Genomic DNA, 15815 nt, shown 5'->3' with positions numbered 1-15815 from the left:
ACTTCGAAATCATCAGCGTTCGTCCTGGTTCACCAACCGGATTCCATACAGGGTTGTGGTACCACTGACTTCATTGCCGACCGCCAGCATCGGATGTCCGGTGGGGCTGTCCGTCGATCATCCCGGTGGTCACGGCCTCCGGTTCCGGCCCCTTGTCATCGGACCGGTCATCGAAGGCGTTGTCGTCATTGGTGCTGTTGAAGCCGTTGGGCAACCCTTCCTGATGCGACGCCTGATCGCTCGCGCAACCCGACATTCCCACCGTCTCCGCCAGAAACCCGAAAACCAGAGTTGCTCTGGAAATCATAAAATATCGCTTTTTCAGATATGTATATCCGGCAAGGATATTCACTGGATGTGACAGGAGAGGGTCAACAAAACTGCAGATTTATGTCAGAAAAAAGGCGACCGAATGGCCGCCAGGGAAGGGGTCTTGCGAAAGGGACGTTCGGGAATCCGACTTACTCGCCCAGGTAACTACGATACATCCAGACGGTCTTCTCCTGCTGGGAGATGTAGTCACTCATCAACGCGACGGTACCCTCGTCATCGGCATCACCGGCCAGTGACAGCAGCTCCCGCTGCTTGCCAATCAGCTTGGCGAAGCTGTCGACGATGTTCTCTACCGCTTCCTTGCCATCGGACACATCCTTGCGCTCCGGCACACTGGAGTGCTCGATATAGGTACTGTAGGCGTGGGCCGGACGGTGGCCCAGGGTGAGGATGCGCTCGGCGATCTCGTCAATCTTCAGCAGCAGGTCGTCGTAGAGTTCCTCGAACTTCGCGTGCAGCTCGAAAAAGTTCTCGCCCTTGATATTCCAGTGGTAACCACGCACGTTCATATAGAAGATCTGGTAGTTCGACAGCAGTTCGTTGAGTGTCCCCGCCAGCTTTTCCGTCTTGGCCGTGTCGAGGCCGATGAAATTCGTACCCATAGGTTAACTCCTTGATCCTTGGTGATTGTCTCACTTCATTACGTTCAATATACCCCAGCGGTTTTCCCTGCAAAAGCAGAGTCTTGCAATATCCATGATAGGATTTGGCAATAAATATCGAAAAATTGATAACCCTCAACTTTATCCCTGGCGCTGCGGCCCAATAAACTCCCGCTATCGGATTCCAAGAATCAATTCATTTAACAATGATTCTCAGTTGTCCTTTAATGGGGGTGTACTCAATCAATCAGGCGGGAGCTGGCCATGAGTGTTCTGAAACTGTTTTTCCACGACCACGGTCGGGAGGGTGACAACTCCCTGATCAAGACCGTGACCTTCGCCATCACCCATTTTACCGTGGCGTTCACCGTCGCCTTTCTGCTGACCGGCGACATCCTGATCGGCAGCCTGATCGCGATGGTGGAACCGGCCATCAACACCGTGGCCTACTTCTTCCACGAGAAGATCTGGGCCAGCAGGGCACGGCGGCGCCAGGCACAGTCCGCCGGCTACGACCAACAGGGTGTGACCACGGCCTGACCTCCCCTGCCCCCGAACGATGGCCGGCCCGGGTTGCCGGCGCCAAGGCGCCGGCTCCTTCATGCCCGCCGATCAGCCTCCCGGGCCACAATCCAGGCAGTTCTCCACCACCTCCGGACCCATGCTCAGGCGATGACTCAGGTCCCGGAGCGCGGTCCGCACCCCCTCCTCAATCACCGGATGGTAGAACGACATATCCAGCATGGCGGACACGGTCAGGCGTTGCTGTGCCGCCCAGGCCAGCAGGTGGCCGATATGCTCCGCCGCCGGGCCGAACATCTCCGCCCCCATGAACAGGCCGGTGCCATGCTCGCCATAGACCCGTAGCAGTCCGCGGTTGCGACCAATCACCCGGCTACGCCCCTGGCCCTCGAAGGACACGGACCCCACCGCGAAGCAGCCTCGGCAGGCCTCGTCCACCTGCTGGATGGTCTTGCCCACGGTGGCGATCTGCGGGTCCGTGAACACCACCGACAGCGGCTCCCGGCGGAACCCGGCCCTCACGTCCGGGTATTGACCTGCATTATTGCCGGCAATACGGCCCTCGTCCGCCGCCTCGTGCAACAGCGGCAGTTCGTTGTTGACGTCACCGGCGATAAAGATATGGCTGTCGCCACAACGAAGGGTGTAATGGTCGAAAACCGGGGTGCCCCGGTCGTCCAGTTCCAGGTCGGTGTTCTGGATATCCAGCCCGTCGATATTGGGCCGTCGACCGGTGGCCGCCAGCAGGTAGTCGAAGGTTTCCGTGACCAGGCCCCGGTCTCCGTCAACGAAGGTGATGGCCACGCCATCCGGTCGGTGCTCGATCTTGCGGGTGTCGGCATCCGGGTCCAGGGGGAACTCGTCGTTAAAGGTATCCAGCGCGCACTGGCGGATTTCCGGGTCCTGGATCGGGCCCACGGCACCGCCGGCGCCGAACATCCGCACCCGTACCCCCAGGCGGCTCAGGGCCTGGCCCAGTTCCAGCCCGATCACCCCGGGCCCGAACACGGCCACGGAGTCCGGCAGGTCCTGCCATTCGAAGATGTCGTCGTTCACCACCAGCCGGTCTTCCGCCGCCTTCAGGAAGCCCGGAATGTTGGGGCGGGAGCCGGTGGCAATCACAACCCGGTCCGCCTCGATTTCATGGTCGTCACCCACCCGCAGGCGATGGGGCGACAGGAAGCGGGCATGGCCCCGGAAACGATGGGCTTCCGGGAAGCCTTCCACCGCCTCCAGCACGAAACCGACGAAGCGGTCGCGCTCCGCCCGCACCCGTTTCATCACCGCCGGGCCGTCGATGGCCACCTCGCCGGTGCGAACCCCGAACCGATCCGCATGGCGCGCATCGTGGGCCGCTTCCGCTGCCGCGATCAGCAACTTGCTGGGCATACACCCCACCCGGGCACAGGTGGTGCCGTAGTGGGTGGATTCGATCAGGGCCAGGCTGTCGGTGTGCTTGCGGGCCGCCCGATAGGCTCCCATGCCCGCCGTACCGGCTCCCAGGATGGCGACATCAACCTTGCTGCGTTTGACCACTGGCATTCTCCTGTCTGGACTACGGGTCTCGCCTATAAACATAGCTGGCGCTGTTGGTCACTCAACCCGATTCTGTGGCGAAAACCGACATTTACCTCTATGCTGCCGGTTTTTCCGGAATTCAAACGCGGGGTGAGATGTGTCTGCCTACTGGGCCGAATTTGCAACCGTTGCCATTGTTCACCTGCTGGCCGTCGCCAGCCCGGGTCCCGACCTGGCCGTCATGCTGCGCCAGGCGCTGTCCCAGAGTCGCCGCAACGCATTGCTGACCGCCACGGGCATTGGCCTCGGCATCCTGGTGCACGTGACCTACTCACTGCTCGGCATCGGTCTGCTGATCCAGCAGTCACTGACGTTATTTACGATCCTGAAGGTCATTGGTGCACTGTACCTGACCTGGATTGCGATACAGTGTCTGAAATCAAGGGCGGGAGGTGTTCATGTGGACACCCGGGGGGCAAAGGTTCAGTCCGGGCCGGCGGCCTTCCGGCTGGGTTTCCTGACCAACACCCTGAATCCCAAGGCCACGCTGTTCTTCGTGTCGCTGTTTTCCGTGGTGATCAGCCCCGGTACGCCGGTTGCCGTGCAGGCGGGCTACGGGCTCTACATGGCCATCGCCACCGGCCTGTGGTTTGCCGGGGTGGCGGTATTCTTCACCCTGCCCCGGGTACGGCGCGCCTTTGATCGCTTCGGTCACTGGCTGGACCGGCTGATGGGCGGCGTCCTGCTGGTCCTGGCGGGGCAACTGCTGTTATCCACCGTATCCGGTGACAGCGCCCCACCCCAGAACTGATGTTCCCTCCTGGCGATCAGAGTGACCGCAGAAGGGCTTCCGTCTCTTCCCAGCCCAGGCAGGGATCGGTGATGGACAGGCCGTAGGCCAGCTCATCGCCATCGTCCTGCCGGCCCTGGCGCAGGAAACTCTCGATCATCAGGCCCTTGATGGCCAGGTTACCGGCCTGGCGCTGGGCCACCACCTCGCGGGCGATGCCCGGCTGCCGCTCCGGCTGCTTGCAGGCGTTGTCATGGCTGCAGTCAACCATCACTGCGGCACTCACGCCGGCGGCGGTCAGGGCCTCCATGGCAGCGTTGATACTGTCAGCATCGTAGTTGGTGATACCGCGCCCGCCCCGGAGCACCAGGTGGGTATCGCGATTGCCCCGGGTGGTGATCATCGACGGCTGCCCATGGGCATCGAAACCCAGCCGGTGGTGACCGTGGGCAGCGGACTTCATGGCATTGACCGCCACGCCGACAGAGCCGTCGGTGCCGTTCTTGAAGCCGGTGGGCATGGGCAGGCCGCTGACCAGTTCCCGGTGGATCTGGGACTCGGTGGTGCGGGCGCCGATGGCGGTCCAGCTCACCAGGTCGTCCAGGTAGTCCATGGCCAGGGGGCTGAGGGCCTCGGTGGCCAGGGGCAGCCCCAGGTGGGCCAGGTTCACCAGCAGGCGACGGGAGCGTACCAGCCCCTCGCCCAGGTTGCCCTCGCCGGTGCGCTCCGGGTCGTACAGCAGGCCCTTCCAGCCCACGGTGGTGCGGGGCTTTTCCAGGTAGGCCCGCATCACGATCAGCATGCGGTCGCTGACCTCGTCCGCCAGCGCCGCCAGCTTCTCGCCGTATTCCAGGGCGGCCACTTCATCGTGAATCGAGCAGGGCCCCACCACCATCAGCAGGCGGTCGTCATCGCCATTGAGGATGGCGCGGATCTCCTGGCGGTGCTGATCGATCTGGGATGCCAGGTAGTCCGGCACCGGAATGTCCCGGCGTAATGTGGCGGGTGTGGGCAAGGGTGTGGCGATTTTCCCCGACGGATCGGGTTGCGGATCCGCAGGTGTTTCCACGGGATTGGCCTCCTGTGTCGTCCGGACGTCCAGCGGCATGTTCATGTTATTCAAATCCTTCTCATTTTTGCCAGTTGGAAACGAAAAAGCCCCGGCTGGGAGGCTACCAGTCGGGGCTTTTTGGTCCGGTGGCAGCCTGGGTTCGGTGCCGGGCTGCCTTTTCCTGAATCTGTCTTGCGTGTGCTACAGGCGGCCTCGGCTCTGGCTAAAATAAAAGCCATAACCAAAAAACCACCAGAAGAACACGGAAACACCCGCCGTCGCATTCGCGAGGCGTGTCAGGGCGCTCATCTTGTGAGCCGCCTGTAATTGACAGGGTGCATTAGTCGTATTCATGATCGACAATATACTCCCCGGCTTTCCCGGTTTGCAACCGCTGCCTTCAATTTTCTGCGGAGATGTCCATGGCCAGTACTCCTGCCCGTACCCTGATCCTGTTCCTGATCCTGTTGCCCGCCCTGGCGCTGGCGGCGTCCGAGAACCGCACCTTCACCCTGGAAAACCGGCCGGCCCAGGAGGTGGCAGACCAGCTCAGGTCCCTCTACCCGGAAAGTGAACTGACCATGGCCGCCCAGGGCAGCCAACTGGTGACCCGTGGTGAGCCGGAGGTACTGGATGAAATCGGGCAGCTTATCCAGACCATGGATGTGGCACCGGTGCAGCTACGCATCACCGTCCGCAGCGGCGGCCAGGTTCAGGGCAAGCGCTCCGGCGGAGGTGTCAGCAGCGGTCACGGCAACGTGGTCACCATCCAGGGCCAGAGCCGGACCATCAGCACCCAGAGCCGCCAGGAACGGAACGTGGTGGTGCAGGACGGGCAATCCGCCCATATCAGCTCCGGCCAGGTGCGCACCCTGCCGGTGGCCATCCAGGGCGGACGCAACCCGGCGGCCATCTACCAGCAGGTGGATATCCGCAGCGGCTTTATTGTTACGCCGCAACGTATTTCCGACCAGCAGATCGAGCTCAGCATCACTGCGTTCGAGAACATGCCGGACGCCGGCATGGACGGCTATGAAACCGACGCGGTGGTCACCCAGCGCCGGGTCGCCCCCGGTGAATGGGTCGACGTGGGCGGCACCGAAACCACCCGGCAGGGCCAGCAGTCCGGCATTACCTACCAGGTTGGCGGCAGCCGCCAGGAAAACCAGCAGTTTGAAGTGAAAGTCGACATCCTCTAAAGCCGCCACCTGGCACGATGACTGCTTAGGCTCCTACCTTGCGAGTCGCTCCTTCGCCCCGGCCCCAGCGCCGGGGCACGCCTGCCCCCGGTTCGTCGCGAATTCCCTCGCCCCGTAGACGCACCAGGACAAGGCGCAGAAGCAAGGCGACACAGGTTGTGCTCCATCCTGGAGCGTTGTCACCGTGTTATGGAGGTACCCTTGTCCTGGCTGAATCATCTTTCCATGCGTGGGAAGCTACTGCTTCTTATCCTTCCGGCCCTGGTGGCCATCCTCTGGTTTTCCCTGTCGGCCTTCTGGTCCAGTTCGGTCAGGGTGGACAATACCCGGGCCCTGCTGGACCGGGTGGCCATCACCCAGGCCGTCGATCCCCTGATCGAACACCTGCAGAAGGAGCGGGGCCTGACGGCCCTGATGCTGGCCTCCGGCGGCAGCGATTCCCGCGCGGTGGAGCGCCTGGAGGAGCAACGTGCGATCACCGACCAGCAACTGGAAGTATTCCGGCAGGAACGGTCATCACTGATCGAGCTGTTGCCAACCGACAGCCCCACCCGCGAGCGCCTGGAGTCGATACAGGCAGAGCTCGCCGGCCTGCCGGGGCTTCGCGACGAGGCAGACAGCACCATCCTGACCATTCCCGAGGCGACGGGTCGCTATTCCGCCATCATCATGAACATGATCGGAATCACCCCTAACATCCTCGCCCGGATCGACGACGGTCGCCTCAGCCGTACACTGAGCGGTTACCACGCCCTGACCATGGCTGCGGAATGGGCCGGGCGGGAGCGCGCTGCTGGTGCCGCCATTATCCGTTCAGGCAGCACGGACTTTGCCGCCTACGCCGCCCTGAGCCAGTTGGCCGGGCGACAGCGGGCCCTGCTGGACACCACCGGTGACCTGCTGGGCCCGGAAACCGCCCGTCGCCTGCGGGACCTTGCTGCCTCCGACGACGCACAGGCCTTTGTCGGCCAGCGGGAGCAACTGGTGTCCTCGGAATTCGGGTACATCGGCATGGCCGGCATCGAATGGTTCGACCTGGCCACGACCCGCATCGACCAGTTCTACGCCCTCAAGAACGACGTGGTCACCACCATGGCCGCCCAGGCGTCGCAAAGCCTGGCCACGGCAAAGGCCGGTCAGCGGCAGTTGCTGGCCATTACCGTCATTGCCGTGGTGATCTTCGTGGCCATTGCCCTGCTGCTTGTGCGCAGCATCAGCGGTCAGGTCCGCACCCTGCTCACTGATATCGACACCGTCACCGAGCAGCGCACCCTGGGCGTTCGCACCAAGGTGACCAGCCGGGATGAAATGGGGCGTATCGGCCATGCCCTCAACCGCTTGCTGGAAACCTTTGGGGGGGCCATCACCCGAATCGACCAGGCCAGCGTGCAACTGGCCAGTGCCACCGAGCAGACCAGCACCACGGCGAACCAGGCCGTGGACCGGGTCACCCGCCAGCAGGGGGAAGTGGAACAGGCGGCGACAGCCATCGAGCAGATGGCGGCCACATCCGCCGAGATCTCAAGCAATACCCAGGACGTAGCCACCGCCGCGAACACCGCCACCGAACGCAACCAGCAGGGGCAGACCGTGGTGCGGGAAAGCCTGGCCCAGGTGGAGCAACTGGCGGCGTCCATCCAGTCGGTGAGCGACACCATGGAAGACCTGCGGGCCGCCAGCCTGGAGATCACCAACATGGTGGACATGATCAGGAAGGTGGCCGACCAGACCAACCTGCTGGCCCTGAACGCCGCCATCGAGGCCGCCCGGGCGGGGGAACACGGTCGCGGCTTCTCGGTGGTGGCCGACGAAGTGCGCACCTTGGCCCGCCAGACCCACGAATCCACGGTGGAGATCGAGGCCATCATCGCCCGCTTCCGGGACATTGCCGATAACGCCCACCAGGCCATGGGGACCAGTCACCAGCAAGCCCTGGATACCGCCCGGCAGGCCGGTGACCTGGCCGATACCTTTGCCGCCATCAACGAGGATGTGGCCCGGATCTCCGGCATGGCCAGCCAGATCGCCACCGCCGCGGAGGAACAGGAAGCGGTGACCCAGGATATCGCCCGTGGCATGGATAGCGTGCGGGAGGCCTCCCAGCAGACCCTGGCCGGCTCCCGGGAGATCAACCAGGTAACCCGGGAGCAGGCGTCGCTGGCGGAGGAACTGCGGGCACTGTCCGGCCGCTATGCCACCTGAGAAATCCGGCATTCGATGACAGCCACCATTGTGGCTGCCAGAATAGTCAATTTGTGGAGACCAACATGGATACCTTCCTCAAGGCCCTGCCCAAGGCCGAACTGCACCTGCACATCGAGGGTTCCCTGGAACCGGAACTGATGTTCGGGCTGGCCCGGCGCAATGGCGTCGACCTGCCCTACCGGTCCGTGGAGGAAGTACGGGCAGCGTACGATTTCAGTGACCTGCAATCCTTCCTCAACCTGTACTACCAGGGCATGGCGGTACTGCAGACGCCCCGGGACTTCCATGACCTGGCCATGGACTACTTCCGCCGGGCGGCGTCGGAGGGCGTGGTGCACGTGGACCTGTCCTTTGATCCCCAGGCCCACCTGAAGCGGGGCATCAGTCTGGATGTGCAGATGGAAGGCCTGCTCGGTGCGATGGATGAAGCGAAAAGGGACCTGGACCTCAGCACCGGGCTGATCCTCAGCTTCCTGCGGGACGAACCGGTGGTCAGCGCCGCCGAGGTGCTGGAGCAGGCACAGCCCTGGCTGGATCGTATCGATGCGGTGGGCCTGGACAGTGCCGAGATGGGCTACCCGCCCGGCCCCTTCGCGGAGGTATTCCGCCGGGCCCGGCAACTGGGTATTCCGGGCGTGGCCCACGCCGGCGAGGAAGGCCCGCCGGCGTATATCCACAGTGCGCTGGATGACCTGGCGGTGATCCGGGTGGACCATGGCGTGCGCTGCCTGGAAGACCCGGACCTGGTCCGGCGGCTGAAAGAGGAACGCATCCCCCTGACGGTCTGCCCCCTGTCCAACGTGCGGCTGAAAGTGGTGGAGCAGATGACCGATCACCCGCTGCCACGCCTGCTGGAGGCGGGCCTGACCCTGACCATCAACTCCGACGACCCCGCCTACTTCGGCGGCGGCGTGCTGGACAACTACCGGGCCTGCCACACCGCCTTCGACTGGAGCGAGGACACCTTCCGCCAACTGGCCCGCAACGCCCTGGAAGCAGCCTTCATGCCGGAGACACGCCGCCAGGCCCTGCTCGCGGACCTGGCGGCGGTGTAAATGTCAGCCCCGGGCTGGCAACACCGGCCAGGGGCCTCAGCGCCGTTCCCACACCTCGATGTGGTTGCGCCGGTCGACACTGTAACCCCGCTCCCCGGGCAGCGCGCCGGCCAGGCCCCGGTCGGCCAGGGCCTCGTGCACCCGCCGCTGGTCCTCGCCCGGCGCCGTTGCCAGGGCCTCGTCCGCCTTGCGCAGCACATAGACCAGGTAGGGCTGGATGCCCGCCTGTACCGGCACGCCCCGGAAGGACGTCTCCACCGCCCCCACGTAACGCTGGTGCGGCTTCGCTGATACCGGCTGGCCATCTTCCGGCTGTTGTTCCTGGATCAGGCCGTCCATGAACGCCAGCTTGTCCGTCAGCATCGGGAAGATCTCATCGGCGATCTGACGCAACAGGGGTTCCAGGGTTTCCGGGATGGCGTCGTCCGCCACGAAGTCGTCGCCGTAGCCGGGGAACTCGGGGGTATCCAGGCCCGGCGCGGTCATCCGCTCCACCCAGCGGAACACCTTGGGCGCCCGCGTCTTCATGATATTGCCCGGTACCGGGTCCCGGCCCAGGTGGGCGAACATCGGCCCGATCAGGCCGTAGTCGGCGATGGACGGACGCCCGCCGAACAGGTACGGATGCTCCGCGAAGTGCACGTTCAGGGTATCCAGCAACTGCTCGTAGGAGGCCTCGATCTCGGGGATGGTGTGGTCATTCACCCCCAGTTGCGGCAGGTAGGAATTCATCCGCGACATGATCTTGTCCGCCAGGGCCGCACCGGCGCCCGCCGCAAACTGGTCCCGCAGGAAGCCTTCCTGGTCGTCCCGGTAGGTCCAGCGGTAGTGCATGGCGTGGGGCAGCATGGCCTGGGTGCCGTAGTACGCGATGATCATCGCCAGCACCCGCTGCAACAGCCCCTGGGGATAGGCGGAATAGCGCACCCCCTGCTGCTCGAAGTGATCGATGATATCCAGGCTGTCCTGGACGATCTCTCCCTCCGGCGTTTCCAGCACCGGGATAATGCTGCGCTGGATGACGGGCATGATGCGTTCGGCAAAGTCCGGGTGGGACGTGGGAATCTCGGTGTAGGGAATGCCCTGGGTCCTCAGGTAGCAGCGGGCGATTCCGGTGTACAGGGAATGGGGTACACCATAGAGACGTTGTGGGGTGTCCTGGCTGGGCATGCGTTGTCCTGACCTCCTGATCCGGTCGGGAGTCGCGGGCCTGAACCATGGGCCCGCGTTTCCCTGAGCGTTATTGTATGAGTAGCGGGCAGACTGGCTGCCACGGGAGCATCATCATAACGCTTTAGCGGCCATCACGCAGACCCGGTGGTCAGTTGTCCCCATCCTCCGCCAGTTTGTAGGCCACTACATAGTCTCCCAGGGTTGTGCCGATGGAACCGTGACCACCGGCCACCTGCACCACCATCTGCTCACCCTGGCTGTTCAGGTAGGTCATGGGAGTGGCCTGGCCACCCGCCGGCAGCCGGGCCCGCCACAACTGCTCGCCGGTGGTCAGGTCATAGGCGCGCAGGTAGTCGTCCACGGTGGCCGCCAGGAACACCACGCCACCCTCGGTGATCACCGGTCCGCCAATGCCCGGCACACCCAGGCGGAAGGGGACCGGCAGGGGGCTCATGTCCCGCACGGTGCCGTTGCGATGCTTCCAGACAACCTCCCCGGTGCGCAGGTCGGCACCGGCCACATAGCCCCAGGGGGGCTGCTGGCAGGGAATTCCCAGGGGCGACATCAGCGGTTTCAGCTCCACCGAATAGGGGGCACCGGTATTGCTGTTCAGGCCCTGCTCCCCCTGGTTGACCGGACCTTCCGGCGTGACCCCTTCCTCGTTGGGCACCAGTCTGGAGACAAAGGCCATGTACAGGGGCATGCCGAACATCACCTGACGTTTCGGATCCACCGCAATGCTGCCCCAGTTGAAGACCCCGAAGTTACCGGGGTACACGATGGTGCCCTGCTCGCTGGGCGGCGTGTAGCGCCCCTCATACTTGAGGGAGCGGAACTGGATGCGGCAGGCCAGCTGGTCGAAGGGGGTCGCACCCCACATATCCGCCTCCCGCAACGGCGGCGGGTTGAAGTTGAGGTCGGACACCGGCTGCGTCGGTGCGGTGTAGTCCCCTTCGATGGCGCCCTGGGGAGCGGGTTCCTCGGTGATCGGGTGGATCGGCTCGCCGGTTTCCCGGTTGAGCACGTAGACATCCCCCTGCTTGGTGGGAACCACCAGGGCCGGCTGCACGCCCTCGTCGGTTTCCAGGTCCAGCAGGCTGGGTTGTGCCGGGGTGTCCATGTCCCATAGGTCGTGGTGGACGAACTGCCGCACCCAGGCCACCTGGCCGGTGTCCAGTTCCAGGGCCACTACCGAACTGGAGAAGCGCTCCTCATGCTCGGAGCGGTACATGCCAAGCTGGTCCGGGGTACGGTTGCCCATGGGGAAGTAGACCAGCCCCAGCTCCTCGTCGGCGCTGGCCACGGACCAGCTGTTGGGGGAACTGGTGGTGTAGGTCTCGTTCTCGGCGATGGGGTCAGTCTGCTCCGGGTTGCCGGAATCCCAGTTCCAGACCAGTTCCCCGGTGTGGGTGTCGTAGGCGCGGATCACGCCGGAGGGGGAGTTGATGTCGTAGTTGTCGTTGACTGAACCGGCGACCACCACCACGCCGTTGGCCACCACCGGCGGTGAGGTGGAGTAGTAGAAGCCGGACTGGGTGAACGGCATGTTGTGCAGCAGGTCCAGCTCACCATTGTCCGCAAAGTCCTGGCACCGGGCGCCGGTGGCCGGGTCCAGCGCCAGCAGGCGGGCATCGGCGGTGGGCAGGTACAGGTGGGCGTCGCAACTCACCGGTGACTGGTCCTCGGCCGGGCCGCTGATGGTCCGCACGGCGGGAGCGGTGCCAGGGCCGGCCTCGGGGGGCAGATAGGACACACCCCGGCAGGTCTGGTGCTGGCGCTGGTTGTTGGGCTCGATACCCGCCTTGTAGACCCAGCGCTCGTCGCCGGTGTCCGCATCCAGGGCCACCAGCCAGTTGTGGGGTGTGCACAGGTAGAGGGTGTTGCCCACCTTGAGGGGCGTCACCTCGTAGGTGGTCTCCCCGGTGTCCTCCGGCTGCTTGACGTCACCGGTCTGGTAGCGCCAGGCCAGCTCCAGGTTGTCGACATTATCCGGGGTGATCTGGTCCAGGGGCGAATAGCGCTGGCCCAGGTTGGTCCGCCCCCAGGCCAGCCAGTCTTCTCTCGGGCTGTCCCCGAGGCGGGGGTCCTCCATGACCACCTCTTCCCCCAGGCGACCCTCGATACGATGGGGATCGTTCAGCATGCTGGCCAGCAGGGCCACGCCGATCACCGCCCAGACCGCGCCCAGGCCCAGGGCCGGGCCCCGGTCGTTACGGGAGGCCGGAATCAGCAGCGGAATGGCCAGCAGCAGGAACCAGCCCATGCGGGTGGCCAGGGGCCACCAGTCATAGCCCGACTCCCAGAGACTCCAGGCCGCCGTGGCAATCAGGAACAGGGCGTAGAGGCCCTGGGCCGTGGTTCGGCGCCTGGGCGCCATGATACCAACCACCACCAGCACCAGGCCGGCCACCAGGTAATAGAGGCTGCCCCCCAGGCTGAGCAACCAGCCGCCGCCGATGATCAAGCCCAGCCCCAGAACCACGAACACAACCGCAAGCAAACCCATGGCGTCGATCCTTGATTTCGCTGACTTTCCCTAAAAATAGCCACCTAAGTGCCATCCTGCCACCAGCGCTGAAGGAGGTGAACAGAGTTTAAGACATCGGGCTCAGGCGCCGCGCTTGCCCAGCAGCACCGACTTGGCTTCATTGACCTTGGCGGCGAGGTAATCGTTGCCACCACGGTCCGGATGGATCCTCTGCATCAGCCGGCGGTGGGCCGCCACGATCTCGTCACGGCTGCAGCCTGGCTCCACGTTGAGGATCTCACAGGCTTCCCGCTCGGACATCTGCCCGGAGGATGCCGCCTGTTGGCGCCGGCGCTCCTGCCCTTCCCCGGAACCCTCTTCGGGATCCCTCTCACCAAACAGACGCCGCACATGGGGCAGGAACTGCAGCAGCGACGGCAGTTTGCGCAGCAGCGGAATCAGCGCCGCCACCGCGGCAGTCAGCACATGCACCCGCCCGGTAAGCACCATGAACACCAGCAGCACCCCGGCCACCGCCAGCACGATCTTCCAGGTGGCGGCCTTTTTCTGTGTGGGGTCCAGGGCACCCCATCGCTTGAGGACATAGAAAAGCAGGGCGGCCAGCGCGAGCCCCAGGATCCATTGCATGCAGAGTCTCTCCGATATGTTCCGGTCTGATTCTACACGCCCCGGACGGCAGATGAATGACAGCACGTCATATTCCGGGCCGCTTTCGTGCTGCCGTCTTTTCACCTTCCGCGCGGGAGTGTAGGCTTTTGAATGATCCCAAGACATGGAAGCAACCCGTGACCCTATCCACCCTGACCTGGCTCTTTATTGCCGGATTCGCCATCTGGTACTGGTGGCGGGCCAAGGCCATCAAGGATTCCGTGCTGGCCGCCGCCCGGAACTACTGCAAACGCATGGATGTGATGCTGCTGGACGACGCCGTGTACCTGCGGGGCCTCTGGTTCAAACGGGACCGGCAGGGCCAGTTGCGGGTATGGCGGCGGTTCCTGTTTGATTTCACCACTACGGGTGAAGAGCGCTATCTTGGCCGTATCATTATGCTGGGGCAGCGGGTGGAGCACATCGAGTTGCAGGCCCATCGCTTCCAGCAGTAACCGGGGCATTGAAGCCACGACTATCCGAATTGATGACGACTGATCAGGAGACCGGATCCATGACCGACGAAACCCGCACCGAAGGAGCCCTCACCGGCGCACAACTGTTTGTCCGTGCCCTGGAAAACGAAGGCGTGCGTTATATCTTCGGCGTGCCGGGGGAGGAAAACCTCGACCTGCTGGAAGCCCTGCGGGAGTCGTCCATCGAACTGGTGCTGAACCGCCACGAACAGGCGGCGGGGTTCATGGCCGCCACCTACGGGCGACTGACCGGGCGGGTCGGCGTGTGCCTGTCCACCCTGGGCCCCGGGGCCACCAACCTGGTCACCGCCGCGGCCTATGCCCAGCTGGGCGCCATGCCCATGATGATGATTTCCGGACAGAAGCCCATCAAGTCGTCCAAGCAGGGGCTGTTCCAGATCCTCGACGTGGTGGACCTGATGCGGCCACTGACCAAATACACCCGGCAGATCAGTAACGCCAACACCATTCCCGCCAAACTGCGGGAGGCCTTCCGCCTGGCGGCGGAAGAACGGCCCGGTGCGGTGCACCTGGAACTGCCGGAGGACATCGCCGCAGAGCTGGCCACGCCGGACACCCATATCTTCTCGCCCAGCGATGCCCGCCGCCCCACCGCCAGTGAAAAGAGCCTGCAGAAGGCGGCGGACATGATCCGCGACGCGAAGCACCCGCTGATCATGATCGGCGCCGGCGCCAACCGCAAGCGGGTGTCCCAGGCCCTGATCCACCTGGTGAACACCACGGACATTCCCTTCTTCACCACCCAGATGGGTAAGGGTGTGGTGGACGAACGCCACCCCCGCTACATCGGCAACGCGGCGCTGTCCAGCGGAGACTTTGTCCACTGCGCCATCGACCACGCCGACCTGGTGATCAACGTGGGCCACGATGTGGTGGAGAAGCCCCCCTTCTTCATGCACCCCGGTGGCAAGCAGGTGATCCACATCAACTTCAGTGGTGCCGACGTGGACCCGGTCTACTTCCCCCAGCACGAGGTGGTGGGCGACATCGCCAATACCGTGGAATGGCTGGCGGACCACTGCGGACGCTGCTCCAGCCACGACTTCACCGAGTTCCTGCGGGTCAAGGACGCCCTGGAAGCCCACCTGGAGGACCGCTGCGAGGACAACGGCTTCCCCATCATCCCCCAGCGCATTGTGCGGGATGTGCGCCGGGTCATGCCGGACGATGGCATCATCGCCCTGGACAACGGCATGTACAAGCTGTGGTTCGCCCGCAACTACAAGGCCTACGACAACAACACGGTGCTGCTGGACAACGCCCTGGCCTCCATGGGGGCCGGTCTGCCCAGTGCCATGATGGCGGCCATGCTGTACCCGCAGCAGAAGGTCATGGCCATCTGCGGCGACGGCGGCTTCATGATGAACAGCCAGGAGCTGGAAACCGCCGTGCGGCTGAAGCTGAACCTGGTGATCATGATCATCAACGACAACGCCTACGGCATGATCAAGTGGAAACAGGCCCAGGATGGATTCCCCAACTTCGGCCTGGACTACGGCAATCCGGATTTTGTGCGCTACGCCGAGTCCTACGGCGCCAGCGGGCACCAGGTAACCCGCGCCGACGACCTGCAACCCACGCTGGAGCGGGCCATGAAGGAAGGCGGCGTGCACCTGGTGGACGTGCCCGTGGACTACAGCGAGAACGACCGGGTATTCAACCGGCAACTGGCGGAACTGACCCGGGACCTGAACGCCGACTGCCAGTAGCGCCAGCAATGGGCCACCTTCGGCA

14 protein-coding genes are annotated in these 15815 nt (G+C 64.1%); 7 read left to right on the top strand and 7 right to left on the bottom strand.

From position 1 onward, the window contains the following. Positions 1 to 70: 70 nt before the first annotated feature. Positions 71 to 256: a hypothetical protein gene (locus RO069_RS02630; RefSeq protein ID WP_328185186.1), complete on the bottom strand. Its 186-nt coding sequence runs from the start codon at positions 254 to 256 to the stop codon at positions 71 to 73. A gap of 205 nt (positions 257 to 461) precedes the next feature. After that, a complete protein-coding gene (locus tag RO069_RS02625; protein ID WP_328185185.1) occupies positions 462 to 935 on the bottom strand; it encodes a Dps family protein in 474 nt (157 codons plus the stop codon). A gap of 264 nt (positions 936 to 1199) precedes the next feature. Between RO069_RS02625 and RO069_RS02620 the strand changes: the two genes are divergently transcribed. Beyond that, positions 1200 to 1475 (top strand): DUF2061 domain-containing protein, encoded by a 276-nt coding sequence (locus RO069_RS02620; RefSeq protein WP_328185183.1) that lies wholly within the window; start codon positions 1200 to 1202, stop codon positions 1473 to 1475. Between the two features lie 72 nt (positions 1476 to 1547). On the opposite strand, the gene RO069_RS02615 is transcribed toward RO069_RS02620, so the two are convergent. Next, positions 1548 to 2993 carry a dihydrolipoyl dehydrogenase gene (locus tag RO069_RS02615; RefSeq protein WP_328185182.1) on the bottom strand — a complete coding sequence of 482 codons (1446 nt, stop codon included), beginning with the start codon at positions 2991 to 2993 and terminating at the stop codon, positions 1548 to 1550. A 139-nt stretch (positions 2994 to 3132) separates the two neighbouring features. On the opposite strand from RO069_RS02615, the gene RO069_RS02610 reads away from it, so the two are divergent. Then, entirely contained in the window at positions 3133 to 3786 is a 654-nt protein-coding gene (locus RO069_RS02610; RefSeq protein ID WP_328185181.1) for a LysE family translocator, read from the top strand. A 16-nt stretch (positions 3787 to 3802) separates the two neighbouring features. On the opposite strand, the gene RO069_RS02605 is transcribed toward RO069_RS02610, so the two are convergent. After that, entirely contained in the window at positions 3803 to 4879 is a 1077-nt protein-coding gene (locus RO069_RS02605) for a 3-deoxy-7-phosphoheptulonate synthase (protein ID WP_328185179.1), read from the bottom strand. 359 nt (positions 4880 to 5238) lie between these two features. Here RO069_RS02605 and RO069_RS02600 point away from each other — a divergent pair, with 359 nt between their 5' ends. The 3 genes from RO069_RS02600 to RO069_RS02590 all read left to right on the top strand — a co-directional run bounded on the left by RO069_RS02600 (position 5239) and on the right by RO069_RS02590 (position 9275). Then, complete coding sequence (locus RO069_RS02600; protein ID WP_328185178.1) at positions 5239 to 6015, top strand: secretin; 777 nt, start codon at positions 5239 to 5241, stop codon at positions 6013 to 6015. A gap of 201 nt (positions 6016 to 6216) precedes the next feature. After that, positions 6217 to 8217: a methyl-accepting chemotaxis protein gene (locus RO069_RS02595; RefSeq protein ID WP_328185177.1), complete on the top strand. Its 2001-nt coding sequence runs from the start codon at positions 6217 to 6219 to the stop codon at positions 8215 to 8217. 65 nt (positions 8218 to 8282) lie between these two features. After that, the gene (locus RO069_RS02590) at positions 8283 to 9275 is read left to right on the top strand and encodes an adenosine deaminase (protein ID WP_328185176.1); all 993 of its coding nucleotides are present in this window, start codon (positions 8283 to 8285) and stop codon (positions 9273 to 9275) included. Between the two features lie 36 nt (positions 9276 to 9311). Here the strand turns inward: RO069_RS02590 and RO069_RS02585 are convergent, their stop codons facing one another. The 3 genes from RO069_RS02585 to RO069_RS02575 form a co-directional block, all read right to left on the bottom strand. Further along, on the bottom strand, positions 9312 to 10445 hold the full coding sequence (locus tag RO069_RS02585) for a glutathione S-transferase family protein (RefSeq protein WP_328185175.1): 1134 nt from the start codon (positions 10443 to 10445) through the stop codon (positions 9312 to 9314). 151 nt (positions 10446 to 10596) lie between these two features. Next, positions 10597 to 12954: a glucose/quinate/shikimate family membrane-bound PQQ-dependent dehydrogenase gene (locus RO069_RS02580; RefSeq protein WP_328185174.1), complete on the bottom strand. Its 2358-nt coding sequence runs from the start codon at positions 12952 to 12954 to the stop codon at positions 10597 to 10599. A 102-nt stretch (positions 12955 to 13056) separates the two neighbouring features. Beyond that, positions 13057 to 13563, bottom strand: a complete 507-nt coding sequence (locus tag RO069_RS02575) for a DnaJ domain-containing protein (RefSeq protein ID WP_328185173.1) — start codon at positions 13561 to 13563, stop codon at positions 13057 to 13059. 158 nt (positions 13564 to 13721) lie between these two features. Between RO069_RS02575 and RO069_RS02570 the strand changes: the two genes are divergently transcribed. Further along, entirely contained in the window at positions 13722 to 14039 is a 318-nt protein-coding gene (locus RO069_RS02570) for a DUF3301 domain-containing protein (protein WP_328185171.1), read from the top strand. A 59-nt stretch (positions 14040 to 14098) separates the two neighbouring features. Beyond that, positions 14099 to 15790 (top strand): acetolactate synthase large subunit, encoded by a 1692-nt coding sequence (locus RO069_RS02565; protein WP_328185169.1) that lies wholly within the window; start codon positions 14099 to 14101, stop codon positions 15788 to 15790. Positions 15791 to 15815 lie beyond the last annotated feature (25 nt).

Origin of the sequence: Marinobacter sp. OP 3.4, from assembly GCF_036224885.1 — a bacterium.
In the GTDB taxonomy this organism is placed as follows: domain Bacteria; phylum Pseudomonadota; class Gammaproteobacteria; order Pseudomonadales; family Oleiphilaceae; genus Marinobacter.
Note: the sequence above shows the minus strand (reverse complement) of the source record. Positions and strands in the feature narration are given on the sequence as shown.